This is a genomic window from Inquilinus limosus (assembly GCF_051487185.1).
Lineage (GTDB): Bacteria > Pseudomonadota > Alphaproteobacteria > DSM-16000 > Inquilinaceae > Inquilinus > Inquilinus limosus_F.
The window spans coordinates 150,792-176,106 of the sequence record NZ_JAHVDK010000002.1; the positions used below are offsets into that span (position 1 = coordinate 150,792).

General features: G+C 70.8%; 30 protein-coding genes. 12 read left to right on the forward strand and 18 right to left on the reverse strand.

What is annotated here, in order from left to right; all coding sequences use genetic code 11:
- The first annotated feature begins 31 nt into the window (after positions 1–31).
- Positions 32–1,351, forward strand: coding sequence for an ABC transporter substrate-binding protein (locus tag KXR53_RS02560; protein ID WP_437373088.1), 1,320 nt, complete (start codon positions 32–34; stop codon positions 1,349–1,351).
- 37 nt (positions 1,352–1,388) lie between these two features.
- Positions 1,389–2,732, forward strand: a complete 1,344-nt coding sequence (locus KXR53_RS02565) for an alpha-glucosidase/alpha-galactosidase (RefSeq protein WP_437373090.1) — start codon at positions 1,389–1,391, stop codon at positions 2,730–2,732.
- A gap of 182 nt (positions 2,733–2,914) precedes the next feature.
- Here the strand turns inward: KXR53_RS02565 and KXR53_RS02570 are convergent, their stop codons facing one another.
- Positions 2,915–3,832 carry a LysR substrate-binding domain-containing protein gene (locus KXR53_RS02570; protein ID WP_437373091.1) on the reverse strand — a complete coding sequence of 306 codons (918 nt, stop codon included), beginning with the start codon at positions 3,830–3,832 and terminating at the stop codon, positions 2,915–2,917.
- Between the two features lie 131 nt (positions 3,833–3,963).
- On the opposite strand from KXR53_RS02570, the gene KXR53_RS02575 reads away from it, so the two are divergent.
- Positions 3,964–5,271, forward strand: coding sequence for an aspartate aminotransferase family protein (locus KXR53_RS02575; protein WP_437373093.1), 1,308 nt, complete (start codon positions 3,964–3,966; stop codon positions 5,269–5,271).
- Here KXR53_RS02575 and KXR53_RS02580 read toward each other — a convergent pair.
- On the reverse strand, positions 5,268–6,170 hold the full coding sequence (locus tag KXR53_RS02580; protein ID WP_437373095.1) for a DMT family transporter: 903 nt from the start codon (positions 6,168–6,170) through the stop codon (positions 5,268–5,270). The two genes, KXR53_RS02575 and KXR53_RS02580, sit on opposite strands and share 4 nt — an antisense overlap.
- Before the next feature lie 101 nt (positions 6,171–6,271).
- Here KXR53_RS02580 and KXR53_RS02585 point away from each other — a divergent pair, with 101 nt between their 5' ends.
- Positions 6,272–7,132: a LysR substrate-binding domain-containing protein gene (locus KXR53_RS02585; RefSeq protein ID WP_437373097.1), complete on the forward strand. Its 861-nt coding sequence runs from the start codon at positions 6,272–6,274 to the stop codon at positions 7,130–7,132.
- A 111-nt stretch (positions 7,133–7,243) separates the two neighbouring features.
- Here the strand turns inward: KXR53_RS02585 and KXR53_RS02590 are convergent, their stop codons facing one another.
- The 3 genes from KXR53_RS02590 to KXR53_RS02600 form a co-directional block, all read right to left on the reverse strand.
- Complete coding sequence (locus tag KXR53_RS02590) at positions 7,244–8,290, reverse strand: aldo/keto reductase (protein ID WP_437373099.1); 1,047 nt, start codon at positions 8,288–8,290, stop codon at positions 7,244–7,246.
- 128 nt (positions 8,291–8,418) lie between these two features.
- Positions 8,419–8,655 (reverse strand): hypothetical protein, encoded by a 237-nt coding sequence (locus KXR53_RS02595; RefSeq protein ID WP_437373101.1) that lies wholly within the window; start codon positions 8,653–8,655, stop codon positions 8,419–8,421.
- Positions 8,652–9,242: an RNA polymerase sigma factor gene (locus KXR53_RS02600; RefSeq protein ID WP_437373103.1), complete on the reverse strand. Its 591-nt coding sequence runs from the start codon at positions 9,240–9,242 to the stop codon at positions 8,652–8,654. Before KXR53_RS02600 ends, KXR53_RS02595 begins: the two co-directional genes overlap by 4 nt.
- Before the next feature lie 99 nt (positions 9,243–9,341).
- Here KXR53_RS02600 and KXR53_RS02605 point away from each other — a divergent pair, with 99 nt between their 5' ends.
- A complete protein-coding gene (locus tag KXR53_RS02605) occupies positions 9,342–10,652 on the forward strand; it encodes a protein-L-isoaspartate O-methyltransferase family protein (protein WP_437373104.1) in 1,311 nt (436 codons plus the stop codon).
- Here the strand turns inward: KXR53_RS02605 and KXR53_RS02610 are convergent.
- On the reverse strand, positions 10,633–11,253 hold the full coding sequence (locus tag KXR53_RS02610) for an FMN-dependent NADH-azoreductase (RefSeq protein ID WP_437373106.1): 621 nt from the start codon (positions 11,251–11,253) through the stop codon (positions 10,633–10,635). The two genes, KXR53_RS02605 and KXR53_RS02610, sit on opposite strands and share 20 nt — an antisense overlap.
- A 144-nt stretch (positions 11,254–11,397) precedes the next feature.
- On the opposite strand from KXR53_RS02610, the gene KXR53_RS02615 reads away from it, so the two are divergent.
- Positions 11,398–11,877 carry a winged helix-turn-helix transcriptional regulator gene (locus tag KXR53_RS02615; RefSeq protein ID WP_437373108.1) on the forward strand — a complete coding sequence of 160 codons (480 nt, stop codon included), beginning with the start codon at positions 11,398–11,400 and terminating at the stop codon, positions 11,875–11,877.
- Between the two features lie 131 nt (positions 11,878–12,008).
- On the opposite strand, the gene KXR53_RS02620 is transcribed toward KXR53_RS02615, so the two are convergent.
- Positions 12,009–12,347: a DUF1127 domain-containing protein gene (locus tag KXR53_RS02620; protein WP_437373110.1), complete on the reverse strand. Its 339-nt coding sequence runs from the start codon at positions 12,345–12,347 to the stop codon at positions 12,009–12,011.
- A 193-nt stretch (positions 12,348–12,540) separates the two neighbouring features.
- A complete protein-coding gene (locus KXR53_RS02625; protein ID WP_437373112.1) occupies positions 12,541–13,413 on the reverse strand; it encodes a LysR family transcriptional regulator in 873 nt (290 codons plus the stop codon).
- A gap of 103 nt (positions 13,414–13,516) precedes the next feature.
- Here KXR53_RS02625 and KXR53_RS02630 point away from each other — a divergent pair, with 103 nt between their 5' ends.
- The 4 genes from KXR53_RS02630 (at position 13,517) to KXR53_RS02645 (ending at position 16,035) form a co-directional block, all read left to right on the forward strand.
- Entirely contained in the window at positions 13,517–14,449 is a 933-nt protein-coding gene (locus KXR53_RS02630) for a DMT family transporter (protein WP_437373114.1), read from the forward strand.
- A gap of 109 nt (positions 14,450–14,558) precedes the next feature.
- Entirely contained in the window at positions 14,559–14,945 is a 387-nt protein-coding gene (locus KXR53_RS02635; RefSeq protein WP_437373116.1) for an NADH:ubiquinone oxidoreductase subunit NDUFA12, read from the forward strand.
- Positions 14,946–14,989: 44 nt separating this feature from the next.
- Complete coding sequence (locus KXR53_RS02640) at positions 14,990–15,529, forward strand: outer membrane lipid asymmetry maintenance protein MlaD (protein WP_437373118.1); 540 nt, start codon at positions 14,990–14,992, stop codon at positions 15,527–15,529.
- An 8-nt stretch (positions 15,530–15,537) separates the two neighbouring features.
- The gene (locus tag KXR53_RS02645) at positions 15,538–16,035 is read left to right on the forward strand and encodes a DUF2155 domain-containing protein (RefSeq protein WP_437373120.1); all 498 of its coding nucleotides are present in this window, start codon (positions 15,538–15,540) and stop codon (positions 16,033–16,035) included.
- On the opposite strand, the gene KXR53_RS02650 is transcribed toward KXR53_RS02645, so the two are convergent.
- The 3 genes from KXR53_RS02650 to aat are packed head-to-tail and all read right to left on the reverse strand — an operon-like array spanning position 16,001 to position 18,023.
- Entirely contained in the window at positions 16,001–16,402 is a 402-nt protein-coding gene (locus KXR53_RS02650; RefSeq protein ID WP_437373122.1) for an MAPEG family protein, read from the reverse strand. The genes KXR53_RS02645 and KXR53_RS02650 overlap by 35 nt on opposite strands.
- A 59-nt stretch (positions 16,403–16,461) precedes the next feature.
- Positions 16,462–17,376, reverse strand: a complete 915-nt coding sequence (locus KXR53_RS02655; RefSeq protein ID WP_437373124.1) for a GNAT family N-acetyltransferase — start codon at positions 17,374–17,376, stop codon at positions 16,462–16,464.
- Positions 17,373–18,023: a leucyl/phenylalanyl-tRNA--protein transferase gene (gene aat, locus KXR53_RS02660; RefSeq protein ID WP_437373126.1), complete on the reverse strand. Its 651-nt coding sequence runs from the start codon at positions 18,021–18,023 to the stop codon at positions 17,373–17,375. The genes KXR53_RS02655 and aat overlap by 4 nt, the downstream gene beginning before the upstream one ends.
- 300 nt (positions 18,024–18,323) lie before the next feature.
- On the opposite strand from aat, the gene trpS reads away from it, so the two are divergent.
- Positions 18,324–19,370 (forward strand): tryptophan--tRNA ligase, encoded by a 1,047-nt coding sequence (trpS, locus tag KXR53_RS02665; protein WP_437373128.1) that lies wholly within the window; start codon positions 18,324–18,326, stop codon positions 19,368–19,370.
- Between the two features lie 76 nt (positions 19,371–19,446).
- Here the strand turns inward: trpS and KXR53_RS02670 are convergent, their stop codons facing one another.
- The 7 genes from KXR53_RS02670 to KXR53_RS02700 all read right to left on the reverse strand — a co-directional run bounded on the left by KXR53_RS02670 (position 19,447) and on the right by KXR53_RS02700 (position 24,922).
- On the reverse strand, positions 19,447–20,355 hold the full coding sequence (locus tag KXR53_RS02670; protein WP_437373130.1) for a hypothetical protein: 909 nt from the start codon (positions 20,353–20,355) through the stop codon (positions 19,447–19,449).
- Positions 20,356–20,513: 158 nt separating this feature from the next.
- Positions 20,514–21,851 carry an acetyl-CoA carboxylase biotin carboxylase subunit gene (gene accC / locus KXR53_RS02675; RefSeq protein WP_437373132.1) on the reverse strand — a complete coding sequence of 446 codons (1,338 nt, stop codon included), beginning with the start codon at positions 21,849–21,851 and terminating at the stop codon, positions 20,514–20,516.
- On the reverse strand, positions 21,851–22,303 hold the full coding sequence (accB, locus tag KXR53_RS02680; protein ID WP_437373133.1) for an acetyl-CoA carboxylase biotin carboxyl carrier protein: 453 nt from the start codon (positions 22,301–22,303) through the stop codon (positions 21,851–21,853). Before accB ends, accC begins: the two co-directional genes overlap by 1 nt.
- Positions 22,304–22,310: 7 nt before the next feature.
- Positions 22,311–22,775 carry a type II 3-dehydroquinate dehydratase gene (gene aroQ / locus KXR53_RS02685; protein WP_437373135.1) on the reverse strand — a complete coding sequence of 155 codons (465 nt, stop codon included), beginning with the start codon at positions 22,773–22,775 and terminating at the stop codon, positions 22,311–22,313.
- An 86-nt stretch (positions 22,776–22,861) separates the two neighbouring features.
- Positions 22,862–23,374 (reverse strand): TPM domain-containing protein, encoded by a 513-nt coding sequence (locus KXR53_RS02690; protein WP_437373137.1) that lies wholly within the window; start codon positions 23,372–23,374, stop codon positions 22,862–22,864.
- A complete protein-coding gene (locus KXR53_RS02695; RefSeq protein ID WP_437373139.1) occupies positions 23,355–24,284 on the reverse strand; it encodes a TPM domain-containing protein in 930 nt (309 codons plus the stop codon). The genes KXR53_RS02690 and KXR53_RS02695 overlap by 20 nt, the downstream gene beginning before the upstream one ends.
- Positions 24,285–24,301: 17 nt before the next feature.
- On the reverse strand, positions 24,302–24,922 hold the full coding sequence (locus tag KXR53_RS02700; RefSeq protein WP_437373141.1) for a LemA family protein: 621 nt from the start codon (positions 24,920–24,922) through the stop codon (positions 24,302–24,304).
- A gap of 146 nt (positions 24,923–25,068) precedes the next feature.
- Here KXR53_RS02700 and KXR53_RS02705 point away from each other — a divergent pair, with 146 nt between their 5' ends.
- Entirely contained in the window at positions 25,069–25,314 is a 246-nt protein-coding gene (locus tag KXR53_RS02705) for a hypothetical protein (RefSeq protein WP_437373143.1), read from the forward strand.
- Position 25,315 lies beyond the last annotated feature (1 nt).

The following is a 25,315-nucleotide window of genomic DNA, read 5'->3' on the forward strand; positions in this document are numbered from 1 at the left end:
GCATCAACAACGAGATCGGAGGAGGCTTGAGATGCGCGTGAGCCTGTCGAGGACCCTGTTGCTCTCCATAGCGGCCTTGGCCGCAACCGGCGCCGCCCGGGCCGAGACTCAGCTGAACTACTGGCTGTGGGACGCGCTGCAGGCGCCGCACTATCAGCAATGCGCCGACGCCTTCCACGCCAAGCATCCCGACATCACCGTCAAGGTGACGCAATACGCCTGGACCGAGTACTGGACCACGCTGTCGACCGGCTTCGTTTCGGGCGAAGCGCCGGACGTCTTCGCCGACCATCTGCGCTCCTACCCCGAATTCGTCGCCAACGAGCAGATCATGGACCTGACGCCGCTGGTCCAGCGCGACAAGGTCGACACCGGCATCTACAGCCCCGGGCTGGTCGACCTCTGGACCCGGGAGGGCAAGCTCTACGGCATGCCCAAGGATTGGGACACGGTGGCCCTGGTCTACAACAAGGAGATGCTGGACAAGGCCGGGGTGACGGTCGAGGAACTGCGAAACGCCACCTGGAACCCGAAGGACGGCGGCACCTTCGAGAAGATCCTGGCCCGGCTGTCGCTTGACGCCAACGGCAAGCGCGGCGACGAGCCCGGCTTCGACCCGAAGCGCGTGGTGCAGTACGGGCTGATCGCCCCCAAGATCGGGCCCGACGCCTATGGCCAGACGCAGTGGAGCTGGCTGGCCGTCTCCGCCGGCTTCAAGTTCACCGACGGGCCCTGGAGCACCAAATATTATTACGACGATCCGATCCTGGCCGAGACCCTGACCTGGCTGCGCGACCTGTGGCTGAAGAAGGGCTACGCCCTGCCGCAGAAGGATGTCGGCGGCCTCGGCGGCACCGCGCTGCTCGGCGCCCGCAAGGGCGCGATCGTCCCCGACGGCTCGTGGAACGCGACCTGGTACGCCCAGAACGTGTCCTTCCCCTATGGCTTCGTGTCGTTGCCGAAGGGGCCGCAGGGCCGCAAGAGCATGTTCAACGGCCTGGGGGATTCGATCTGGACCGGCACTCAGCATCCGGACGAAGCCTGGGAATGGGTCAAGTTCCTGGGATCGATGGAGTGCCAGGGCATCATCGGCAAGGCCGGCGTCGTGTTCCCGGCGATCCCGGAGGCGGCGAAGATGGCGCAGGACGCCTTCGCCGCCCGCGGCCAGGACGTCACCGCCTTCACTAGCGAGGCGACGCCGGACCAGACCTTCCTCTACCCGATCACCGATTATTCGCCGCAGGTCGTGTCGACCATGAACGTAGCCTTCGACCGGATCTTCCTCGAGGACGTGCCGGTCGCGCCGCTGCTGAAGGAAGCGAACGACCAGGTCAACGCGCTGTTCGAATAGCGCGCCTCTTCAACCATCCGCCAACCGGAACCCGACCATGAGCTCTCCCAAGATCACCTTCATCGGCGCCGGCAGCACGGTCTTCGCCAAGAACCTGATCGGCGACATCCTGTCCTATCCGGAGCTGGCGGATGCCCGCATCACCCTGTTCGACATCGACCCGGAACGGCTTTCGACCTCCGAGATCGTGGCCCGGCGCATCGCCGAGACGCTGAAGGCGCCGGCCACGATCGAGGCGACGCTGGACCGCAGCCGGGCGCTGGACGGGGCCGACTATGCCATCACCATGATCCAGGTCGGCGGCTACAAGCCCTGCACCGTGACCGATTTCGAGGTGCCGAAGACCTACGGGCTGCGCCAGACCATCGCCGACACGCTCGGCATCGGCGGCATCATGCGGGCGCTGCGCACCGTGCCGGTGCTGCTCGACTATGCCCGCGACATGGAACGGCTGTGCCCGGACGTGACCCATCTGCAATACGCCAACCCGATGGCGATGAACTGCTGGGCGCTGAACCGGGCGACCCGGATCAAGACCGTCGGCCTGTGCCACAGCGTGCAGGGCACCGCGGCCGAGATCGCCGAGGACATTGGCGTGCCGGTCGAGGAGATCAGCTATCTCTGCGGCGGCATCAACCATATGGCCTTCTACCTGAAGTTCGAGCGCGACGGGCAGGACCTGACGCCCCTGATCCGCAAGGTGGTGGAGGAGGGGCGGGTGCCGGAGTGGAACCGCGTCCGCTATGACATGTTCCTGCGGCTCGGCTACTTCGTCACCGAATCCAGCGAGCATTTCAGCGAATACGTGCCCTGGTACATCAAGCGCGGGCGGGAGGAGATCGTCGACCGTTTCAACATCCCGCTCGACGAATACATCACCCGCTGCGAGAACCAGATCAGCCGCTGGGACGCCCTGCGAGCCCAGCTGCAGGACCCGACCGTGCCGCTGGAGATCAAGCGCAGCGTCGAATACGGCTCGACCATCATCCACGCGAAGGAGACCGGCACGCCGGCGGTGATCTATGGCAACGTCCAGAACCGCGGGCTGATCGACAACCTGCCGGCCGACTGCACGGTCGAGGTGCCGTGCCTGGTCGACCGCAACGGGGTGCAGCCGATCGGCATCGGCCGGCTGCCGCCGCATCTCGCGGCGCTGATGCAGACCAACATCAACGTCCAGTCGCTGACGGTCGAGGCGCTGCTGACCGGCAACCGCGACCATATCTACCACGCCGCCATGCTGGACCCGCACACGGCGGCGGAGCTGGACCTCGACCAGATCTGGAAGCTGGTCGACGACCTGCTGGCCACCCATGGCGACTGGATCCCGCAGGCGCTGCGGCCGCCCGCCAAGCCGCAGCCGCTGCCGCGGGTGGCGTAGGGCAGATCGTACCGCTAGTGCCAATGTGTTGCCTCTCCCGCTTGCGGGAGAGGTCGGAGACGCGAAGCGGCTCCGGGTGAGGGGAGTGTGTCGAGGCCGGGACCAGCCCTCACCGGTCGTCCTGCGAACGCCCGACCGCTCCCGCCAGGCGGGAGAGGTTACGCGAGTAGCTGACGCCTCCTCTAACCCCCCGCCGTGTGCGCCGCGCTCTCCATCAGCCAAGCGCGCACCGTCTCCACGCTCTCCCGGCCGGCGGTGCCGCGGGCGACGGTCAGCCAATAGGCGTTCCACGACACCCCCAGCCCGGGGAATGGGGCGACCAGCCGGCCGCTGCGCAACTCGTCCTCGGCCAGCACGTCACTCTCCAGCACCACGCCGAGGCCCTTCACCGCCGCCTCGATCGCGACATGCGACGGGTCGAGCTGGACCCGGGCGAAGCCGTCGTCGAGCGCGATGCCCTGGCGCCGGAACCAGCCCTCCCAGGACAGGTGATTGTCTCGGGTGACGATGAGCGGCCGGGCCAGCAGGTCGCGCGGCGAGTGCAGATCACCATGGGCGGCCAGAGCCGGGGCGCAGAGCGGCTGGACCGTCTCGGCCAGCAGCGATATGGCCGTCGCTGGAGCGTGATCGCCGTACCCGATCACCAGATCCACGCCGTCGGCTTCCGAGCGGCTGCCGCTCTCGGTCGCGAGCCGAAGGTCGGCATGGATCCGGATGTCGATCTCCGGGTGCTCGGCCAGAAAGGCGGGCAGGCGGGGCAGCAGCCAGCGGCCGGCCAGCGACGGCGGGGTGCGCAGCAGCACCACCTCCGCCCGGCGGGCGCGGCGGCCGCGCCGCGCAGCGGTCTCGACCGCCTCGGCCAGGGCATCGAAGCTGTCGCGGATCCGGCCGAACAGCTCGGCGCCGTCGGACGACAGCACGACGCCACGACCGACCCGATTGAACAGCCGCAGGCCGAGCCGCGCCTCCAGGCTCCGGACCTGATGGCTCACCGCCGACGGGGTCAGCGCCAGCTCCTCCGCCGCCGCCCGGAAGCTCTCCAGGCGAGCGGCGGCCTCGAAAGCCGCGAGCGCGCGCAGGGGCAGGTTCGACCGCTTCATCGCCCGATGAATGGTGAATTCCTCTCATGAGTCCAGCGAATTCTCTGCGTTTGCGGCCGGGGCGGGTGAGGCGGAGGATACCCGGGATGGGCGCCACGCCCGCCCACGCCTCTCCTGGAGGGAAGCCTGCCATGGATGCCATCCCGGCCGAACTCGACGCCGCCTTCTGGACCCGTGCCCGGCGGCACCTGCTGCGCTACGGCGGCGACTTCGTTCCCTTTATCCCGGTGCGGGCCGAGGGCGCCTTCCTCTATGACGCGGCCGGCCGCCGGGTGCTGGACTTCACCTCCGGCCAGATGAGCGCCATCCTCGGCCATTCCCACCCCGAGGTCGTGGCCACAGTGCGCGACGCGGTCGGGCGGCTCGACCACCTGTTCTCGTCGATGTTGTCGGCGCCCGTGGTCGATCTGGCCGAGGCCCTGGCCGGGCTGGTGCCCGGCCTGCCCAAGGTGATGCTGCTGTCGACCGGCGGCGAGTCGAACGAGGCGGCGATCCGGCTGGCCAAGCTGGTCACCAGCAAATGGGAGATCGTCGGCTTCACCCAGTCCTGGCACGGCATGACCGGCGCCGCCGCGGCGGCCACCTACAAGGCGGGGCGGCGCGGCATCGGCCCGCTGATGCCCGGGCAGTTCGGCATCCCGGCGCCGAACGCCTATCGCCCGCGCTTCGCCGGCGTGGACTGGCGGCAGGAGCTGGACGATTCCTTCGCCCTGCTGGACCGGCAGTGCACGGGCAACCTGGCCGCCTTCATCGCCGAGCCGATCCTCAGCAGCGGCGGCGTGCTGGACCTGCCGCCGGGCTATCTGGCGGCGCTGCAGGCGCATTGCCGGATGCGCGGGATGCTGCTGATCCTGGACGAAGCGCAGACCGGGATCGGCCGCACCGGCCTGATGTTCGCCTTCGAGCGCGACGGCGTGGTGCCGGACATCCTGACCCTGTCGAAGACGCTCGGGGCCGGGCTGCCGCTGGCTGCGGTGATGACCACCGAGGCGATCACCGCCGAGGCCGAGGCGCGCGACTTCCTGTTCTACACCACCCATGTCAACGACCCGCTGCCCGCCGCGGTCGGGCTCAAGGTGCTGGAGATCGTGGTCCGCGACCGGCTGGCGGCGAGGGCCGCCGCGAGCGGAGCGCGGCTGATGGAGGGGCTGCGCGGGCTGCAGCGGCGTCATCCCTGCATCGGCGACGTCCGCGGCCGCGGACTGCTGCTGGGGCTGGAATTCGCGGACGCCGTCGGCCGCGATGCGGCCTGGATTTCCGACGCCGTGACCGACACGGCGCTGGAGCTCGGCCTGTCCGCCAACATCGTCCGCGCCGGCTCCTCCGGCGGCACCATGCGCATCGCCCCGCCGCTGACGGTGAGCGACGCCGAGATCGATCTGGGCGTCGAGCTGCTGGATGCGGCGATCGCGCGGGTCATGGCCTCCGGCGGCGGCTAGCGGCCGGCGGGGCGTGTGACCAGCCGGATGCCGAGCGCGATCGGCACCACGCCGAGCAGGTCGAGCGGCGGCACATGCTCGCCCAGCACCGCCCAGCCGAGCAGCAGGCCGATCGGCGGCACCAGGAAGTGCAGCGCGCTGGCGGCCGAGGCGCCGAGCCGGTCGAGCATGTCGAACCACAGCAGATAGCTGCACAGCGAGACGGCGAGGGCGAGCCAGAGGAAGCCGGCCAGCAGCTCCGGCGTCCAGCGGATCGCCGAGACCGGCTCCAGCGCCAGGCCCAGCGGCAGCAGCGCGACGCCGGCGGCCAGGGTCTGGATCGCGGTGCCGTACCAGAGGTCGCCCGACGGCGCGATCCGTTTGTACAGGATGGTGCTGGCGGACAGCGCGATCAGTGCGCCGAAGGTGAAGGCAATGCCGACTGGACCCTCGATGCCGCCGCCGAGCCGGCTCTGCAGCACCACGGCGACGCCCGCGACGCCGAGCGCGAGCCCGGCCAGCTTCGCCCCCGTCAGCCGCTCGCGCAGCAGCGGCGCGGCCAGCACCGCGGTCAGCACCGGATTCATGCTGATGATCAGCGCGGCGAAGCCGGAGGTGACGCTCTGCATCCCGAAATAGGACAGGGCCAGATAGACCGCCATGGTGACGATGCCGAGCAGGGCGAAGCGCAGCACCTCCCCGCGGCCGAAGCTCCATCTGCGGCCCGACAGCCGAGCGAGCGCCGCCAGCACCACACCGGCCAGCAGGAAGCGCGTCGACAGCAGCAGGAAGGGCGGGGCGTAGGTCACCGCCACCTTGCCGGCGGTGAAGGCCGAGGCCCACAGCACCACGAACAGGGCGGGGAAGCCCCAGCGCACCAGCGCGCTGCGGTCGGAAGCCGGAATCGAGGCGGCGTCCATGATCGGTCTCCTTCGGATCGGCCGCACCATAGACGCCGGCGTGACCATTGGGAAATTCAATGGTTAAATGCGGTTCAGTGGAAAAGCCGATGGGAGGTCCCATGCTCGACCTCGACCTGCTGCGCAGTTTCGTCTCCGTGGTCGATGCCGGCGGTTTCACCCGCGCCGGCCAGCGGGTGCACCGCACCCAGTCCACAGTCAGCCAACAGATCCGCAAGCTGGAGGAGGCGGTCGGCTGTCCGCTGCTGCACCGGCAGGGGCGTGGCGTGGCGCCGACGGAGGAGGGCGAGCGGCTGCTCGGCTATGCCCGCCGCCTGCTGGCGCTGAGCGAGGAGGCCGAGGACGCGCTGCGCCGGCCGGACGGGATGACCGTGGTGCGGGTGGGCTTGGGCGAGGATTTCGCCGCCGAGCGGCTGACCGAAGCGCTGTCCGGTCTGGCCCGGCTGCGCCCGGCCCTGCGGCTCGACGTCCGCTGCGATGCGGGGCCGGAGCTGCGCCGCGCCTTCGCCCAGGGCGAGCTGGACATCGCCGTGATCAAGCGCGACGCCGGAATCGGCCTCGCTTTCGCCGCCTGGCCCGAGCGGCTGGTTTGGGTGGCGAGCCGCCGTCACGGCGTCCCCGACGGCGATCCGGTGCCGCTCGTGGCCTATGCCCAGGGCTGCATCTACCGGGCCCGGGCGATCCATGCGCTGGAAAGCGCCGGGCGGCGCTGGCGCATCGCCTTCACCGGCTCGAACCTGTCGGCGGTGCAGGCCGCGATCGCCTGCGGCTTCGGCATCGGCATCCTGGTCGAGCGCTCGGTGCGCGACGACCTGCGCATCCTGCGGCCGGAGGAGGGCTTCCCGCCGGTCCCGCCCAGCGAGCTCGCCGTCATGCTGCAGCCCGGCGCCGCCCCGGCCGTCCGGCTGGTGGCGGAGCAGCTGGCCGAGAGCTGCGCCGAGGCGAGGCCGGAGGCCGCTTGACCATGCCCCACCTCGTCATGGCGAGCGCAGCGAAACAATCAATGGGGCAGCTCGCGCGGCTCCATGGATTGCTTCGTCGGCTTCGCCTCCTCGCAATGACGGGGAGGGGCCTTACGCCTCCCGCTTGACCCAGGCGGTCGGCTTCGGGTTGCGCTCGTCGAAGCCGGTCTGGTGCCAATAGGGATAGGTCGGCATGCGGTGGCTGGCCTCGTCCAGGAGCGCCACCTGCTCCGGCGTGAGATTCCAGCCGACGGCGCCGAGATTCTGCTTCAGCTGCTCCTCGTTGCGGGCGCCGATCACGATGTTGGCGACGGTCGGCCGCTGCAGCAGCCAGTTCAGCGCCACCTGCGGGATGGTCCTGCCGGTCTCCTGCGCCACCCGGTCGAGCGCGTCGACGACATCGTAGAGATACTCGTCATCGACCACCGGCCCGCCTTCGGCGCCGCCGGCGGCGATGCGGCCCTGGCCGGCCGGCTGGCCGCGCCGGATCTTGCCGGTCAGGCGGCCCCAGCCGAGCGGGCTCCACACCATCAGCCCGACCTTCTGGTCGAGGCCGAGCGGCATCAGCTCCCACTCGTAGTCGCGGCCGACCAGCGAATAGTAGCCCTGATAGGCGACATAACGGGCTAGCCCGTATTTCTCGGAGGTCGCCAGCGCCTTCATCAGCTGCCAGCCCGAGAAGTTGGAGGCGCCGATATAGCCGATCTTGCCGCTGCGGATCAGGTCGTCGAGCGCGCGCAGCGTTTCCTCGACCGGCGTCAGCGCGTCGAAGCCGTGCATGAAATAGAGGTCGATGTGGTCGGTGCCGAGCCGCTTCAGGCTGGCCTCGCAGGCCCGGATCAGGTGGTAGCGCGACGACCCCTTGTCGTTCGGCCCCGACCCCATCCCGAAGGTGGCCTTGGTCGAGATCAGCACCTGGTCGCGGCGGCCCTTCAGCGCCTGGCCCAGGATCTCCTCCGACGCGCCCTGGCTGTAGACGTCGGCGGTGTCGAAGAAGTTGACGCCGGCCTCCAGGCACAGATCGACCATGCGGCTGGCCTGGGCGACATCGGTGCTGCCCCAGCGCTGGAAGAACTCGTTGGTGCCGCCGAAGGTGGCGGTGCCGAAGCTGAGCACGGGGACCTTGAGGCCGGACCCGCCGAGCAGACGGTGTTCCATGCATCTCTCCGTTGGTGACGGTTTGACGGTTTGCGGCCGCAGGCTAGCAGCTTGTGCCGGGCCGACCAGACCGCCTGTCGCCGCGGGTCAGGCCTGCGGTCTTCGCAACCGGGCGGGGGTTGAACCCGTCAATGCCAGCGCGGCGGCGGCAGCCAGGGCGGCGGGGCCGGGGCGACCGAGGCGGCCGAGGACGCTGCCTCGACCCCGGCGCGCCGGATCACGTCGCGCACCACGCCTGCGGCGACGGCGGCGCCGCGCCCGGCCTCGGCGGCGGCCTGCCGGATCTCGTCCTCTGGGGCGGCGACGAGCTCGGCCTCCAGCGCCTCCAGCAGGCGGTCGAGCGCGCGGTCGGATCGATGTGTCATGGCGACCATGTGAGGCCATGGCGCAGCAGCGCCCGCCTCATCCTCTTGCGCGTGGAGTCGTATTCGGTCGCGGACAGGCCGGTGCGTCGCCGGATCTCCTCGGCCGACAGCCCCTGGCTCAGGCCCAGGATCACGGCAAGCGCCGCCGGGTCGTCGGCGAACAGCCGGTCGATCGCGGCCAGGGCCTGGGTGGCGGCGACGATGCGCTCGGGGTCGGCCGACTCCGAGGGGAGATCGGCCAGCTCCGCCACTTCCGCCAGTAGCAGCGCCCCGGCCCGCTGCTGGCGCCAGTGACCGCTGCACAGGCTGCGCATGACGCCGGCGAGGAAGGCGATCAGCGGCACGCCGCGCGGCCAGGGCCGCGATCCGTCGAGGGCGCGCAGGACGGCCTCGTGCAGCAGTTCCCGCCAGTCCAGCCCCGGCAGGCCGCGGCAGCGCAGCTTTGCGATTGCCTCCAACCGCAGCAGGTCCGGCTCGGACAGCGCCGCGAGGGCGCGCCGGATGTCCTGCTCGGTCCGGCCGAGGGCCTGGAGCGCGATCCGCGGCTTGAGGGGCGAGGTGTCCTGCATCCGCAGCACTATGCGCACGCCGCGGCCGGGTGCGGACAGGGGCCATGAAAAATATTCCTGGTCCGCGGGCGGGCGGGTCCTGCGCATTCCCCGGCAGACATTCCTGCCGGAGGGATCATGGAGCCGGAGATCGAAGAGCACATCACCCGCTTCCTGGGCATGCTGGACACGGCCTTCCGCCGCAGCGGCGCGGAAGGCCTGCCGGAGCGGCTCCGGCAGGCGGTGCGGGAGGCGCCGCGCCATCGCTTCGTGCATCGGTTCCAGATCGATCGGGACAGACCGGTCGAGGATTTCGACGCCGAGCCGCAGCGCCACCTCGCCGCCGTCTACAGCGACCGGGTGCTGGCCCATCTCGGGCCGGACGACGCCGCGCTCGACTCGACCAACTCCCAGCCCAGCTACGTGCTGTGGCTGCTGCATCGTCTGGGGTTGCAGCCGGGGCACAAGGTGATCGAGATCGGCTCCGGCTCGGGCTGGCTCGCCGCGGTGATGGGCCGGCTGGTCGGCGGCGACGGCCGCGTCGTTGGAGTCGAGATCCTGAGCGATCTTGTGCGGCGCAGCCGGGATGATCTCACGGCGCTGGGCATCGCCAATGTCGAGATCGTCGAAGGCGACGGCGCCGCCGGCCACGCCGCAGGGGCGCCCTACGACCGGGCCATGATCACCGCCGCGGTCTGGGACCTGCCGGCGGCCCTGTTCGACCAGGTCGCCGAGGGCGGCCGTCTGTTGCTGCCGATCGCGCTGGCGGGCGGCGCTGGCCGCGACTGCCATGTCGCGGTTCTGCGGCGGGAGGGCAACCGGTTTCGGGCGCTGGAGGCGGTCCCCGGCCGCTTCGTCCGGTTCACCGGCCCGGGGCAGGAGCGGGGATCGGAGCGCCGGCGGCTCGGTGCATTGCCGTTCTGGCCAGAGATCAATTCGAAGCCGGCGCTGCACTGGCCGCTCTCGCTCGGTATCCGTGATCCAGCCCGTTTCGGTGGCGCGGCCTATGCCTTCCGCCTGTTCCTCGGCCAGACCGAGCCTGGCTTCGCGGTGTTCGACGACGGGGCGGCGGAGACCGAGGAGCTGTCAGTCTCGCACTTCGGCCTGGTCGACGAGGCGGCGAAGTCGGTTGCGATCTGCCGGCCCGGGATGCTGCTCGGCTACGGCTCCGCCGCGGCCGCGCGGCGGCTCGATGCCGCCTATCGGCGCTGGACCGACCTCGGCATGCCCGGCCCGGCCGCCTTCGAACTGGAGGTGGTGCGGGCCGCGGAGGCGCCGCGGCCCGAACCGGGCCTCTGGGTTGAGAGACGCGGCGTCAGCGCCCTGGTGTGGCGGCTGGCCGGCGTGGCCTCGCCGCCTCGGCCGAAGCGGCGGAAACCGGCACCGACAGCCCGGGACCGGCCGCTTCCGATCGGTCCCGGGGCCGGCATCACGCCGCCTGCGCCGTGATCGTCGAGACCCTGTCGAGCGCCCCGGCCACGGCCTTCTCCGCCATCTCGGGGCCGAAGGAGACGCCTTCGACCGCGATCGCCTCGACATCGGTCAGGCCGATGAAGCCGAGCAGGTGCCGCAGATAGGGCTCCTGGAAGTCGAAGGGCTTGTACGGGCCATCGGAATAGACGCCGCCGCGGGCCTCGACCAGATACACCTTCTTGCCGGTGACGAGGCCCTCGGCGCCGGTCTCGCCGTAGCGGAAGGTGACGCCGGCGCGCAGCAGATAGTCGAACCAGCTCTTCAGCGTCGAGGCGAGGCCGAAATTGATCATCGCCGAGGCGATGACGATGGTGTCGGCGGCGAACAGCTCCTGCACCAGCGCATCGGACAGGGCCAGCGCCGCCTGCTGCGCTGGGCTGCGGGCCTCGATGGGCAGCGCCTGGGCGGCCAGGAAGTCCTCGCCGATATGCGGCAGCGGCTGCGCCGCCAGATCGCGGCGGACGACCACGGCGTCCGGGGACTGCGCCTGCAGCCGGTCGACCAGGGCGGTGGCGACCTTGGTCGACAGCGAGGCGGCGCCGCGCGGGCTGGAGGTGACGAACAGGATTCGGCTCATCGGGAACGGATCCTCATGGTCGAGGGGGCAGGGGATGGGCCGGCCGGCGGATGGAACCCCGGGTTGATCGGACCTGGGGTAGTCACATTTAGTGACTGGGGCTAAACTGATGACTACCCGGACGCCGCGCAAGGAGGCACATTTTTGGAACCGAGCAACACCGATGTGCGTGACGAGACGCACGACCACTGCCGGGCGGTCAGCGACGTGCTGGCCCGGGTCGGCGACAAATGGACAGTGATGGTGGTCGCCCTGTTATCGGACGGGCCGATGCGCTTCAACGAGATCCGCCGGACCATCGGCGGCATCTCGCAGCGGATGCTGACCCTGACCCTGCGGGGGCTGGAACGGGACGGGCTGGTGACCCGCACCGTGTTCCCGACGATCCCGCCGCGGGTCGACTACGAGCTGACCGAACTCGGCCGCACCCTGATCGAGCCGCTGAAGGCCCTGTTCGCCTGGGCGACCACGCACCATCCGACGATCGAGGCCGCGCGGCAGGTGTTCGATGCTGAGAAGCCCGGCGCCGAGGTGCCGCATCCGCCGCGGAAGGTTCCTGCCCTGGTGCGGCCCCGGCGGGCGCCCTGGCCCGACATCGCCGCGGACGGGCGGAACGGCCGCTGAGCCCGGAGGGCGAAACAGGAGAAGCTGCCCGGAGGGCGGGCAAAAGAAAACCCCGCCGGCTTACGCTCGGCGGGGTTTTCGTGACCCTGGTCCGGGGGAGGAAGCGGACCGGGTGCCTCCGGTCGGGCCGATCACGCGGCGCGACGGATGACCGAATCTTCGTTCGCGGCAGCGGCCACGGCGGCCGGGCGCAGCACGGCGACATTGGCCGGGGCGGTGCGGGTGTCGCGCGAGGCGCGGGCCAGGCGCTCCATGATGGTGCCGCGGTTCATGCCGATATCGGCCAGCAGGCGGTCGTCGAGCTGCATCAGGGCAGCATAGGCACGACGACGTTCCCAGGCGGCGACAAGCTTGTTGATCAGGTTCACTTCAGCATTTCCTTCTTCACGTGCCGCGTCCAGCGAGGGGTTCGCGGCGCGGTGTGCGTTGCATCGCACGGCCCGATATATGCGCTTACCTTCGTCACGCATGTACCCCTCTTATCGCACCGCAGCAATGCAGCGCCTGCATTGCCTGACATTTAGGCGCCGCCTCTGCCCAGCTTCTACCTCGAAGACCGGGATTCGTCGCAATTCCGCCACAATGCTCCCCGTTGCAGTGCAAACCGATTGGGCGGGTGCTGCGCGGCGTGTGAGCGGCGACGCATGATAAGTGTGATTACCATCACACCCGAGCGGCATGGTCCGGCAGGGCCAGGCCGTCGGCGAGATGCCGGGCCAGCAGCTCGCCGGCCGGCGGCAGGCCGGGCGCGCGATGCAGCCGGATATCCGCCTGCGGCAGCGGCGGCAGGCCGTCGCGCTCGCCCAGGGGGCGCAGCTCCGGCGGCAGCAGCCCGGCCTTGACCACGGTGACGGCGAGGCCCTGCGCTGCGATCGCGGTGACCGCCGCCAAGCTGTGGCTGACGAAGGCGAGGCGCCATGGCCGGCTGGCGGCGTCGAGCGCCGCCATCGCCCAGGCGCGGAACAGGCAGCCCTGCGGATAGAGGGCGAGGGGCAGCGGCGAGCGGTCCGCGGCGGCCCCAAGGGGGTCGGCGTCGCGACCGGCGGCCCAGACCGCCTGCTCCCGCCGCAGGAAGGTGCCGCCGCCGTCGCCTGCCGGATGCATCGCCACCACCAGGTCGAAGCGCTCGCCCAGCCGCGGCAGCATCGGTCCGGTCAACCCGGTCACCATCTCGATTTGGATGCGAGGGTGGGCGGCAGCGAAGCCGGCCAGCAGCGGCGGCACCAGCCGGGTGCCGTAATCCTCCATCACGCCCAGCCGCACCGTGCCCTCGACCCGCAGGTCGCGCAGCCGGCCCATCGCCTCGGCCGAGACCGCCAGGATCCGGCGGGCATAGCCCAGCAGCACCTCGCCGGCCGGGGTCAGGCGCAGGCCGCGGCGGCTGCGGTCCAGCACCGGGGCGCCGATGGCGTCCTCCAGCCGCCGGATCTGCATGCTGACCGCCGACTGCGTCCGGTTCAGCGCCGCCGCGCCGCGGGTGAAGGAGCCGTGATCGGCGACGGCGACGAAGGCGCGCAGCAGGTCCGGGTCGAGCATCCGCCTCTCCATCACGGTTCATGATGCAGCGGATCATAGTTATGCGTTTCCGTGAAGCCGGCGGCCGTTCCTATCCTGCCTTCGCAGGACGGAGGAGGCAGGAATGGTGCGAGAGGGACTCGGTGTGGCGGCGGCGCTGGCGTCGAGCACGCTCGGCGGTACCTCCGTGGTGGCGACGCGCTTCCTGATGGGCGTCCTGGATCCGGCGACGCTGGGTGTGTTCCGTTTCGGCATCGGCTGCGTGCTGCTCGTGCCGGTGGTGCTGGCGCTGCGGTCGCCATGGCCGTCGCGGCGGGACCTGCCGGGGGTGGTGCTGCTGGGCCTGCTGTTCTTCGCCGCCTTTCCGTTCCTGTTCAACGCGGCGCTGGCCCACACGACGGCCGCGCGCGGGGCGCTGGCGCTGTCGACCCAGCCGCTGCTCACCTTGGCCGCCGGCGCGGCGCTTGGGATCGAGCGGCTGACCCTGCGCAAGGCGGCCGGCGTGCTGCTGGCCATGGCCGGGGTGGCGCTGGCGCTCGGCACCGGTCTGGCGGAGGCGCCGCCGCGGGCCTGGCTGGGCGACCTGCTGATGGTCGGGGCAGCGGGCTGCGGCGCTCTCTATAACATCTGGTCGCGGCCCTTCATCCGGCGCTCCTCGGCCCTGTCCTTCAGCGCGCTCGGCATGGCCGCGGGCAGCCTGGCCTTGGCGGCGCTGGCGCTGTGGTCCCGACCGGCCGTGCTGCCGGTGCTGGATCCGGTGGGCTGGGCTGCCGTGCTCTACCTCGGCGTGGTCGGCGGCGCCGTCACCTTCTTTCTCTGGGCCTTCGCCCTCGGCCGCACCACGCCGACCCGGGTGTCGGTCTCGGTCGCCGTCAACCCGGTCGTGGCGGCGCTGTTCGGCACGTTGGCGCTGGGCGAGCCGCTCGGCGGGCCGCTGCTGGCGGGGCTGGCCGCGGTGGCCGCCGGCATCGGCCTGGCGGCCACGGACGGACGGCATAGGGCCCCGACGGAACCGGCTTCCGCCACCGCTTCGCCGGGGTCCGCCGGCCTGCCTTGAAATTGCCCTGCGGCGCGGCCGCACGCGCACTGGACGGGCGCGGCCGGCGGTGCCATAGTCCGCGCCGTTCGGCGGCCGGGGGCCGTCACTCGGCATGTCCTTGGGATCCATGGCCTTCGATCTGACCGAATTCGGGCTTCGCACCTATCTCCGCTTCGTCACCTGGCGGCGCGGCGAGCTTGTCGGCAAGGATGCCTTCGGCAACCGCTACTACCGCAGCCGCAAGGTCGCCCTGGGCGGGCGCGAGAAGCGCTGGGTGGTGTTCAACGGCGGCGAGTCCGAGGCGACCCGGGTGCCGCCGGAATGGCATGGCTGGCTGCACCACACCTTCAAGGAGCCGCCGGGCGATGCCAGCCCATTCCGCCGGCCCTGGCAGCAGCCGCCCGAGACCAACCCGACCGGGACCGGCCACGCCTATCTGCCGCCCGGCCATCCGCTGCGCGGTAGCCACCGCGCCAAGGCGACCGGCGACTACGAGCCCTGGACGCCGGCGTGAGAGTTTGGCCTGAAACTCGGCCCGGACCGGTCTGAGGAGCAGTGATGCACAGGAACGTCATCGAGACGGTCATGGGCGCGGTCGTGCTGGCCGTCGCCCTGGTCTTCCTGGGATTCGCCTATACCAGCGCCAATCTCCGCACCGTCCCGGGCTATCGCCTCAAAGCTCAGTTCGATCAGGCCGACGGCATCGCCCCCGGCACCGATGTGCGGATCGGCGGCGTCAAGGTCGGCACCGTCACCGATGTGACCCTGAATCCCGAGACCTATCTCGCGGATGTCGAGCTCTCGATCGATCCCTCGATCAGGCTGTCGCAGGACACGGCGGCGGCGATCAGCAGCGACGGGCTGCTCGGCGGCCGCAGCCTGACCCTCAGCCCCGGTGCCCGGCCGGACGATCCCAATGGCTGGCTGAAGGACGGCGACACCATCGACCACACCCAGTCGAATCCCAGCCTGGAGCAGCTGCTGGGCCAGGTGATCTTCAGCATCGGCCAGCTCGGCGACCGCGCCAGTGGCAGCGGGGCCGGCGGGGCGCCGGACCAGGCGCCGCAGGGCAAGCCTGGCGGCATGATGGGGAATTGAGCCGGATCATGCGCAGCCTTCTCGTGCTTCCCGCCCTTGCGGCGCTCGCCGCCGTGGCGCTTCCGACCGCCGCGCAGGCAGCGGCCACCATCGATCAGCCGATCGCCGAGCTGCGTGGCCTCGACAAGATCACGGCGCGCACCCAGCCGCTCGAGGCCAAGGTCGGCGAGACGGTGCAGTTCGGCACGCTCGGCATCACCGTGCGCGCCTGCCGCAAGGCGCCGCCGGAGGACCCGCCGGAAAGCGCGGCCTTCCTCGAGATCACCGACACGCCGCCGGGCAAGCCGGCCGCCACGGTCTTCACCGGCTGGATGTTCGCCTCCTCACCCGGCGTCTCGGCGCTCGACCATCCCGTCTACGACGTCTGGGTGGTGAGCTGCACCGACACCTCGCCGGCCGTCGCCGCGGCTCAGCAGGAGGTGGACGAGAACGTGCCGGAGGCCTCGCCGTTGCCGCTGCCGGAGATGAAGATCATCCCGCCGGCGCTGCCGCCGGGCCGGCAGTAGCCGCCAGCGCGAACAGGCCGAGGACGCAGAGGAAGCCGAGCGACCAGATGCTGGAGCGCAGGCTTGGCAGGTCGGCGGCGTAGCAGGCGGTGTAGGCAACGCGGAACAGCACGAACAGCCCGGCCAGAAGGTCGACCCAGCCCTGCGGTGCGCCCGCCATCTGGGCGATGATCACCGCCGCGGCGAAGGCCGGGAACGTCTCGAAATGGTTACGGTGCGCCCAATCCATCCGCTGCTGCCAGCCGGTCATCCGCTCCATGTCCCGGCGCGGGGCGCGATTGTCGATCCGGGACGTCACCTTCGCCGGCATGACGGTCAGGTAGGGCAGCAGGATGGCGGCCAGGACCATCCAGAGGGCGAAGGTCATCGCGGCGACTCCGGCAGAGTGTGCCGCATTGTCTCCACCGCCCGCCGGCCGGAAAAGCCCTATCCGGCGGCCGGGCAATCCTTGGCATAGACCGGAACGGTCTCGGCGACGGCGAAGCCGTGGCGCCGGTATAGCGCCAGGGCCGCGTCGTTCGCCGCCGCCACCGTCAGCGCCGCGCTGCCGGCCCCGGCCGCGTGCAGCCGGCGCAGGCTCTCGGCCACCAGGATGTCGCCCAGCCCGCCGCCGCGATGGTCCGGATGCCGACCGATCAGGGCGACGTCGCCCTCGCCGCCGGCGGCCTTGGGCGGATGCACGCGCAGGAAGCCGGCGACGTCATCGCCGCGCAGGATCAGCCCATGCTGGTCGGGCATCGCCCGGGCGCGGGCGGCGAAGCTCTCGAAATCCGGGATGCTGGCGCCGGGAACGGCCGCCATGGCGCGGCAGACGGCATCGTGCTGGCTGCGCATGGTCGCCTCGGTCGGCGGCGCCCAGCGCAAGCCCTCGGGCAGCGGCGCCACCGGCGGCGGGGCCGTGTCCAGGGGGCGGCGCATCAGATGCATGCGATAGGCCTCGCGATAGCCGCGCGCCTCCAGCTCGGGGCCGCGGCCGAGGAACAGGTCCTCCGCCTCGACCTCCAGCCGGTCGCGGGGGCCGGCGGCGGTGATCGCCTCGGCCTCGGCCAGCAGGAAGCCGGCGAGGGCGTCGCGGTCGCTTTGCGGATGGAAGCACAGCAGCACCAGCGTGGCCGAGTTGCTGGCATTGCTGCAGGCGTCGACCACGGCGGCGATGGCGATCCGGCGGCCCTCGCCGTCGACCGCGTCGATGATGCTGCCGGGCCCGAGGACCAGGCGGTCCAGGCCCCAGCGCGGCTCGAAGGGCGGCGAGGGCACCGGGTGCGCCTCGATGAAGCCGATCAGTGCGTCGTCGACCGCGCCCTCCGGAACCGGCCGCCGGCGCAGGGGCAGGGCGGTCATGGCTCTCCCCGCCGCTGGTGCAGCAGCCGGTCCAGCTCGGTCGCCGGATCGGTGCCGGCCCAGTCCGGCCGCAGTGCCAGCGCCGCCTCGAGACGGCGGCGATACTCGGCGCGCTCGATCTCGACCGTGCCGAAGCGGGCCAGGTGGTCGGTGACGAACTGGGTGTCGAGCAGGATGAAGCCGGCGGCGCGCAGCCGGGCGACGAGATGGACCAGCGCCACCTTGCTGGCGTCGGTGGCGCGGCTGAACATGCTCTCGCCGAAGAAGGCGCCGCCCAGCGCCACGCCGTAGAGCCCGCCGGCCAGCGTATCGCCGTCCCAGCATTCGATGCTGTGGGCGAAGCCGGCCCGGTGCAGCGTGGTGTAGAGGCCGACGATCTCGTCGTTGATCCAGGTGTTCGGCCGGTCGGGCGTCGACGCGGCGCAGCCGGCGATCACCGCAGCGAAGGCCTGGTCGGCGGTGACGCGGAAGCGGCCGGCCTTGACCGTGCGGGCCAGGCGGCGCGGCACATGCAGGCCATCGAGCGGCAGCACGCCGCGGCGCGGCGGGTCGAACCAGTGCAGCTCCTGGCTGTCCGCCGATTCCGCCATCGGGAACAGCCCGGCGGCATAGGCGCGCAGCAGCAGCTGGGGCGTGACGCGAGTCATGGCCGGGACCGGTTTGTGGTCCCAAGGATATGGGACGGCACGGCGCTCATGTCCCGTCGATAGCGGAGGGCAGGGGCCGCGTCCACCCCGGCCGCTTCCCATCGCGGCCAAGCCGCACTATCTTGCAGGCATGATGAAGCCCGCGATCCAGTTCCCGACCTGGTGGCGCAGCGCCTGACGGCGGCTGCGCGTGCTTCGTCCTGCACCCCCGGCCGCTCCGATGGAGACGGCCTTTTTCATGTCCGAGAGACGGCGATCCATCCGAGCGGCCCTTCACCTCTGCTCGAAAGGACTCGTCCCATGCCCGATACCGCCCTGGTGCATCCGGTGCCTGCGCCGGAGATCACCGAAACCGACGTGGTGCTGACCGGCGACCGGCCGACCGGGCCGCTGCATCTCGGTCACTATGCCGGCTCGCTGGCCAACCGGCTGCGGCTGCAGCGCCTGTGCCGGCAATTCGTGCTGATCGCCGACCTGCAGGCCCTGACCGACAATGCCGGCGATCCCGGCCGGGTCAGCCGCAACGTGACGGAGGTGGCGCTGGACTACCTCGCCATCGGCCTCGACCCGGCGCGCAGCGCCATCGTGCTGCAGTCGGCGGTGCCGGAGATGGCCGAGCTGGCGATGCTGTACCTCAACCTGGTCACCATGGCGCGGCTCGAGCGCAACCCGACGGTGCGCGACGAGATCCGCCAGCGCGGCTTCGCCCGCGACCTGCCCGCCGGCTTCCTGTGCTATCCGGTCAGCCAGGCGGCCGACATCACCGCGGTGGCGGCGACGCTGGTGCCGGTCGGGGCCGACCAGGCGCCGATGCTGGAGCAGACGGTCGAGATCGTGCGCGCGGTCAACCGCCTGGCCGGCGCAACGGTGCTGCCGGAGCCGCGCATCCTGCTGTCGAACACGCCGCGGCTGCCGGGCCTGGACGGCCAGGGCAAGGCCAGCAAATCGGCTGGCAACGCCATCGATCTGCGCGACGACGCCGACACCGTGCGCGCCAAGATCCGCCGCATGTACACCGATCCCGGCCATCTTCGGGTCGAGGATCCGGGCAAGGTCGAGGGCAATGTCGTCTTCGCCTATCTCGATGCTTTCGACCCGGACCGGGCGGCGGTGGCGGAGCTCAAGCGGCGCTACCGCGCCGGCGGGCTGCCGGACATGGCGGTGAAGCGGCGGCTGGAGGAGGTTCTGGAGGCGCTGCTGGCCCCGATCCGCGAGCGCCGCGCGGCCTTCGCCTGCGACCCGGGCGAGGTCCGCGCCATCCTGCGCCGCGGCACCGAAGCGGCGCGGGAGCAGGCGGCCCGGACCCTGGAGGCGGTGCGCGGCGTGTTCGGGCTGGTGCGACCGTGAGGGGCCACACGCCACTTCACGTCGGTTGGGTTCGCGGCACGCGAACCCAACCTAAGACGCGGGTGAATGTCGCCGATCAGTAGCTGACGGCGACGTTCAGGCTCTTCACCAGATCCATCGACTTGGCGTCGCCCGGCTTGATCGTGGCGAACTGCGCCAGCGGCACCGGCGCGGCCGGGTCGATCGAGATGGTCAGCGGCCCCTTCGGCGCCGGGAAGTCCTGGACGAAGGACATCAGGCTCTTCACCGCGATCTCCGGCACGCCGAAGGCCGACAGCGCCGCCATGCCCAGCACGGCCTGGCTCTTGCCCTGCTCGACCGCGGCCTTCGGGTCTTCGCCCTGGGCCGCGGCGAAGGCCATGGCCTTGTCGATGATGCCCTTGTTCTCGAAATGCAGCTTGATCTTGCGCAGCGAGGCCGTGCCGAAGAGCTGGCTCGGGTCGGCGGCCGTGCCTGCGTCGTCCGCGCTGATGCCGTCGAACGCGCCGGTCAGCGCCAGCTGGCCGAGCGCGTCGCCGCTGAGCTGGAACTGATTCAGCGTGAACTGCTTGCTGGCGGCGTCGAGCGCATAATCGACCACCAGGTCGAAGGACTTGGCGTCGCCGAAGAACTTCTGCGCCTCCGGATTGTCGATCGAGATGCCCTTGGCCTGCGCCACCAGCGTGTCCGACGGCTTGCCGTCATAGGCCTTGGTGAAGTCGAGCTTGTCGAGCGTGACCTCGGCGATCGAGATGGTCGTCGGCGTCGCGCCCGCCTCCACCTTGTCGGCCGGCTCGGTCATCTTCAGGTCGGTGAACTTGCAGCCGGACTCGCCGTAGGATTCGATCGAGCCGGCCTGGGCGTTGTGCATCGGCGAGTCGTCGGGGGCGATGGTCAGGAGCCCCTTGCAGCGCTCGACCGGGTCGGACGGCACTTCAGCCGCCAGGGCCGGGGCGGCGACCAGCGCGACCAGCGCCGCCGCCGTCGAAGCACGAAACACGCTCATCAGCATCTCCTCGCAAAACGGGGCGGCACCGGACCCGCAGGCCAAGCCGGAACCTGCGACAGCGATCACATCCCCTCGATCGCCGGTCCCGAGCGCGATGCCCGGGACGCTCATCCATTGTTATTCCTAGAATTGGGCTGAATTCAGGCCGGTGGCCGTCACTTCGCCATCAGCCGCTCGAGCCAGCGGATGTCGTAGTCGCCGTTGATGAAGTCCGGCTCGGCGATCAGCCGGGCGTGCAGCGGCAGGGTCGTCTTCACCCCGTCGATGACGTATTCCTCCAGCGCCCGGCGCAGCCGCATCAGGCACTCGTTGCGGGTGGTGCCGCGCACGATCAGCTTGGCGACCAGGCTGTCGTAATGCGGCGGGATGCGATAGCCGTCATAGATGGCGCTGTCGACCCGCACGCCCAGCCCGCCCGGCGCGTGGTAGCCGTCGATCCGGCCGGGGGAGGGGGTGAAGCTCTCCGGGTCCTCGGCGTTGATCCGGCACTCGATGGCGTGGCCGTGGAACTCGATGTCCTGCTGGCCGTAGCCGAGCGGCGCGCCGGTGGCGACGCGGATCTGCTCGCGCACCAGGTCGATGCCCGAGATCTCCTCGGTGATCGGGTGCTCGACCTGCAGGCGGGTGTTCATCTCGATGAAGTAGAACTGTCCGTCCTGGTACAGGAACTCCATCGTGCCGACGCCGCGATAGCCCAGCTTGCGCGCGGTCTCCGCCGCCAGGCCGCCGATGAAGGCGCGCTCCTCGGCGTTGAGCGCGGGCGAGGGGGCCTCCTCGATCACCTTCTGGTGCCGGCGCTGGATCGAGCAGTCGCGCTCGCCGAAATGCACCACGTTGCCATGGGTGTCGGCCAGCAGCTGGATCTCGATGTGGCGCGGATGATCGAGATACTTCTCGACATAGACACTGTCGTTGCCGAAGGCGGCGCGGGCCTCGTTCCGGGCCATGCTGTAGGCCTCGGCCAGCTCGGCCTCGCCGCGGGCCACCTTCATGCCCTTGCCACCGCCGCCGGCGGTGGCCTTGATCAGCACCGGGAAACCCATGTCCCGGGCCAGCTTCATCGCCTCCTCGACCGTGTCGACGGCGCCGTCGGAGCCGGGGACCACCGGCAGGCCGGCGGCCTTGACCGCGTCCTTGGCGGCGATCTTGTCGCCCATCACCCGGATGTGCTGCGCGGTCGGGCCGATGAAGACGAAGCCGTGCTCCTCCACCATCTCGGCGAAGCGGGCGTTCTCGGCCAGGAAGCCGATGCCCGGATGGATCGCGTCGCAGCCGGTGATGGTCGCGGCAGAGAGCAGCGCCGGGATGTTGAGATAGCTGTCGCGCGCCGATGGCGGGCCGATGCAGACCGCCTCGTCGGCCAGGCGCACGGCCATGGCGTCGCTGTCGGCGGTCGAATGCACGACCACGGTGCGGATGCCCATCTCGCGGCAGGCGCGATGGATGCGCAGCGCGATCTCGCCGCGATTGGCGATGAGAACCTTCTCGAACATCAGTCGATCACGACCAGCGGTTCGCCGAACTCGACCGGCTGGGCGTCCTCGACCAACACCGCGCGGACGGTGCCGGCGCGCGGGCTGCGGATCGGGTTCATCACCTTCATCGCCTCGACGATCAAGAGCGTGGCGCCCTCGGCCACCGTATCGCCGACCTTGACGAAGGGCGCGGCGCCGGGCTCGGGCGACAGATAGACGGTGCCGACCATCGGCGAGGTCACCGCGTTCTTCGGCGGGCCGGCCGGGGTGGCGGGGGCGGCGGCCGGGGCCGCGGCGGCGGCGACCGGGGCGGCCGCGGGGGCAGGCGCATAGGCGGTCACCGGCGCCGGCTGGCGGTTCAGCCGGATGCGGCGGTCGCCCTCCGAGAACTCGATCTCGGTCAGGCCCGTCTCGTCGAGAAGCTTGGCCAGGCCGCGAACGAATTCGGGATCGAGGTTGAAGGTGCTCATCTGGGGTTCACCGGTCGGTTTCAAGGAGCCGCGCCATCGCCTGCAGGGCCAGAAGATAGCCGTGCACGCCCAACCCGCACACCACCCCCGTCGCCGCCAGCGAGACATAGGAATGATGCCGGAACGCGTCGCGGCGGAAGATATTGGAGAGATGGACCTCGATCACCGGAAGTTCCGCGGCGCTCAGCGCGTCGAGAATGGCGACCGAGGTGTGGCTGTAGGCGCCGGCATTGACGATGATGCCATCATGCGCGGTACGGGCCTCCTGGATCCAGGTGACCAGCTCTCCCTCATGGTTCGATTGCCGGAAGTCGATCTCGAGCTCGAGCTGCTCGGCCTCGTCGGTGCAGGCCTGCTCGATGTCGGCGAGCGTGTCGCGGCCATAGATCTCAGGCTGGCGCACGCCCAGCATGTTGAGATTGGGGCCGTTGAGGATGAGGACCGTCGGCCGGTCCGACTGGATCGCCGTCACGCGTCGCTGCTCCCGGAGTCAATAGCGCCGGGGGTATCATAGGCGGTGCGGCTTTCACAAGCGCCGTCGCGAGATCCTGTAACGGTTCACAGGATGACCGGGCCGTCCGGCAGCTCCTCGGCGTTGGCTTCGCCGGGCGGCGCCGGCCAGGCCCGCAGCAGCTCGGCCTCGATGGCGGCCAGCGCCTCCAGCACGCCCTCCTCGTACCGCCCCGCCTGGAACCGGTCGCGCAGCGCGGCGCAGATCCGCGGCCAGACCGCGTCGTCGACCCGGGCGGTGACGCCGCGGTCGGCGACGATCTCGATCCTGTGGTCGGCCAGCAGCAGGTACAGCAGCACGCCGGTCGCCTGCGCCGTGTCCCAGACCCTGAGGCGGCCGAACACCTCCAGCGCCCGTTCGCGGCTGTCGCGGATATGCGGCGGGGCGGCGGCTTCGACCGCGACCACGATCTCGCCCAGGTGCCCGCGCTCGCTGCCGCGGATCGCCTCGTGCAGCCGGGCCATCACCGCCGGCCCGAAATGCCGGCGCAGCAGCCGCTGGCCATGCCATTCGGCGACGGGACGCAGCCGCCGCAGGGCTCTACCAACTCCCGGATGCACCACCGCCTCCGCTCGATCCGCCGCCGCCGCTGAAGCCACCTCCGCCCGAACCGCCGCCGAAACCGCCTCCGCGCGATCCGCCGCCGAAGCCTCCACCGAAACCGCCGCCGAAGCCCCCGGACCCGCGGCGCGAGCTGTAGGTGCCGCCCGGCCCGCCGAAGCTGCCGCCGATCCCGCCCAGGATCACCGCGCCGATGGCGCAGAACGCGCCGAAGAAGATCAGGCCGGACAGCGCCCAGCCGATGCCGCCGGCGACGAGCGCGCTGCCGCCGACGGGCAGCGGCATCGGCAGCCCGGCGGCGCGAAGAAAGCCGCGGACCACGACGCCGCCGATGATCGCCAGGATGACGATCTGGAAGATGTCCTGCGGGGCGTTGTCCGATGATCGGCTCTCGGGCGGGGGCGGCGGCAGCGGCTCGCCGTCGATCAGCCGGATCAGGCTGTCGACCGCATTGCCCAGGCCGCCGGCATAGTCCCCCTGGCGGAACGCCGGCGCGATCTGCTCGCGGATGATGCGGCCGGCGGTGATGTCCGGGATCGCGCCTTCCAGGCCGTAGCCGGGCTCGATCCGCACGGTGCGGTCGTCCTTGGCGACCAGCAGCAGCACCCCGTCGTCGACGCCCTTGCGCCCCAGCCGCCACTGGTCGAAGACGCGCCGGGCATATTGCTCGACGGTGTCGGCGCCGGTGGTCGGCACGATCAGGATGGCGATCTGCGCGCCCTTGCGCCGCTCGACCTCCGCCAGCTTGGTCTCCAGCGCCTGCCGCTCGGCAGCGGACAGGGTGCGGGTCAGGTCGGTGACGCGTTCGCTCAGCTGCGGCACCGCGACCGACTGCTGCGCCGGCGCCGGGGCCACGGCGAAGATCAGCAGCCAGCACGGGAGGGCCAGCCGGCGCAGCATCGCGGCCATGCTCAGGGCTGTGAGCCTCAAGGCTTCGGGGCCGACGAATTCCCGAAATCGACCTTGGGCGCGGTCGAGATCGCGGCCTCGTTCTCGACGCTGAAATTGGGCTTGGCGGAGAAGCCGAGGACGCCGGCCAGCAGGTTGCCGGGGAAGCGGCGGACGCCGACATTGTACTCCTGCACCGCCTGGATCGAGCGGTTGCGCGCCGTGGTGATCCGGTTCTCGGTGCCTTCCAGCTGCGTCATCAGGTCCCGGAACAGGGCGTCGGATTTGAGCTGCGGGTAGTTCTCGGTGACCACCAGCAGGCGCGACAGGGCGGAGGACAGCTCACCCTGTGCCGCCTGGAACTTCTGCAGCGCCGCCGGATCGTTCAGCGTCTCCGGCGTCACCTGGATGCTGCCGACCTTGGCCCGCGCCTCGGTCACCTGGGTCAGCACGTCCCTCTCCTGGCCGGCGTAGCCCTTGACGGATTCGACCAGGTTCGGCACCAGGTCGGCCCGGCGCTGGTATTGGTTCAGCACCTCGGACCAGGCGGCCTTGACGGTCTCGTCGCCCGCCAGGAAGCGGTTGTAGGCGCTGCCGCCCCACAGGGCCACCAGCACGACCAGGACGACGATCACGATCAGTCCGGTGAAACGACGCATCCGATCCCCCTCGATCAGCGCAGCAAGCCCACGCAGATTGCACCATCAACCCGTGGCCGCGACAATCGTGCCTTGCGGCCGCCGCGGGACTGGCTTCCCATCAGAGAGACTCCCGAATCGCTTCGCTTCGCAACAGGAAATCGAGAATGGGCAAGCTTCTCAGCGTGCTGATCGGCGTCGTGATCGGCGCCGCCGTCGTGTCCGGCTTCACCTGGTATCGCTACGTCACCAACACCGAGAGCCCCTTTGACGAGATCGGAATCGCGCTGAACAGCCATATGCCGGCGCCGCTGCGCGACTGGGGCTGCGCCCAGCTGAAGGCGCATTTCGGCAACGGCCTGCCGCCCCATGGTTGCCAGGCCACGGACGGCAAGGCCTGGGCCGTGCCCTGAC

What these genes read in the sequence shown, in the direction of transcription:
- KXR53_RS02560 (WP_437373088.1), top strand. Translation starts at nt 32, where the DNA reads ATGCGCGTGAGCCTGTCGAGGACCCTGTTGCTCTCCATAGCGGCCTTG.
- KXR53_RS02565 (WP_437373090.1), top strand. Translation starts at nt 1,389, where the DNA reads ATGAGCTCTCCCAAGATCACCTTCATCGGCGCCGGCAGCACGGTCTTC.
- KXR53_RS02570 (WP_437373091.1), bottom strand. Translation starts at nt 3,832, where the DNA reads ATGAAGCGGTCGAACCTGCCCCTGCGCGCGCTCGCGGCTTTCGAGGCC.
- KXR53_RS02575 (WP_437373093.1), top strand. Translation starts at nt 3,964, where the DNA reads ATGGATGCCATCCCGGCCGAACTCGACGCCGCCTTCTGGACCCGTGCC.
- KXR53_RS02580 (WP_437373095.1), bottom strand. Translation starts at nt 6,170, where the DNA reads ATGGACGCCGCCTCGATTCCGGCTTCCGACCGCAGCGCGCTGGTGCGC.
- KXR53_RS02585 (WP_437373097.1), top strand. Translation starts at nt 6,272, where the DNA reads ATGCTCGACCTCGACCTGCTGCGCAGTTTCGTCTCCGTGGTCGATGCC.
- KXR53_RS02590 (WP_437373099.1), bottom strand. Translation starts at nt 8,290, where the DNA reads ATGGAACACCGTCTGCTCGGCGGGTCCGGCCTCAAGGTCCCCGTGCTC.
- KXR53_RS02595 (WP_437373101.1), bottom strand. Translation starts at nt 8,655, where the DNA reads ATGACACATCGATCCGACCGCGCGCTCGACCGCCTGCTGGAGGCGCTG.
- KXR53_RS02605 (WP_437373104.1), top strand. Translation starts at nt 9,342, where the DNA reads ATGGAGCCGGAGATCGAAGAGCACATCACCCGCTTCCTGGGCATGCTG.
- KXR53_RS02610 (WP_437373106.1), bottom strand. Translation starts at nt 11,253, where the DNA reads ATGAGCCGAATCCTGTTCGTCACCTCCAGCCCGCGCGGCGCCGCCTCG.
- KXR53_RS02620 (WP_437373110.1), bottom strand. Translation starts at nt 12,347, where the DNA reads ATGCGTGACGAAGGTAAGCGCATATATCGGGCCGTGCGATGCAACGCA.
- KXR53_RS02625 (WP_437373112.1), bottom strand. Translation starts at nt 13,413, where the DNA reads ATGCTCGACCCGGACCTGCTGCGCGCCTTCGTCGCCGTCGCCGATCAC.
- KXR53_RS02630 (WP_437373114.1), top strand. Translation starts at nt 13,517, where the DNA reads ATGGTGCGAGAGGGACTCGGTGTGGCGGCGGCGCTGGCGTCGAGCACG.
- KXR53_RS02635 (WP_437373116.1), top strand. Translation starts at nt 14,559, where the DNA reads ATGGCCTTCGATCTGACCGAATTCGGGCTTCGCACCTATCTCCGCTTC.
- KXR53_RS02640 (WP_437373118.1), top strand. Translation starts at nt 14,990, where the DNA reads ATGCACAGGAACGTCATCGAGACGGTCATGGGCGCGGTCGTGCTGGCC.
- KXR53_RS02645 (WP_437373120.1), top strand. Translation starts at nt 15,538, where the DNA reads ATGCGCAGCCTTCTCGTGCTTCCCGCCCTTGCGGCGCTCGCCGCCGTG.
- KXR53_RS02650 (WP_437373122.1), bottom strand. Translation starts at nt 16,402, where the DNA reads ATGACCTTCGCCCTCTGGATGGTCCTGGCCGCCATCCTGCTGCCCTAC.
- KXR53_RS02655 (WP_437373124.1), bottom strand. Translation starts at nt 17,376, where the DNA reads ATGACCGCCCTGCCCCTGCGCCGGCGGCCGGTTCCGGAGGGCGCGGTC.
- aat (WP_437373126.1), bottom strand. Translation starts at nt 18,023, where the DNA reads ATGACTCGCGTCACGCCCCAGCTGCTGCTGCGCGCCTATGCCGCCGGG.
- trpS (WP_437373128.1), top strand. Translation starts at nt 18,324, where the DNA reads ATGCCCGATACCGCCCTGGTGCATCCGGTGCCTGCGCCGGAGATCACC.
- KXR53_RS02670 (WP_437373130.1), bottom strand. Translation starts at nt 20,355, where the DNA reads ATGAGCGTGTTTCGTGCTTCGACGGCGGCGGCGCTGGTCGCGCTGGTC.
- accC (WP_437373132.1), bottom strand. Translation starts at nt 21,851, where the DNA reads ATGTTCGAGAAGGTTCTCATCGCCAATCGCGGCGAGATCGCGCTGCGC.
- accB (WP_437373133.1), bottom strand. Translation starts at nt 22,303, where the DNA reads ATGAGCACCTTCAACCTCGATCCCGAATTCGTTCGCGGCCTGGCCAAG.
- KXR53_RS02695 (WP_437373139.1), bottom strand. Translation starts at nt 24,284, where the DNA reads ATGGCCGCGATGCTGCGCCGGCTGGCCCTCCCGTGCTGGCTGCTGATC.
- KXR53_RS02700 (WP_437373141.1), bottom strand. Translation starts at nt 24,922, where the DNA reads ATGCGTCGTTTCACCGGACTGATCGTGATCGTCGTCCTGGTCGTGCTG.
- KXR53_RS02705 (WP_437373143.1), top strand. Translation starts at nt 25,069, where the DNA reads ATGGGCAAGCTTCTCAGCGTGCTGATCGGCGTCGTGATCGGCGCCGCC.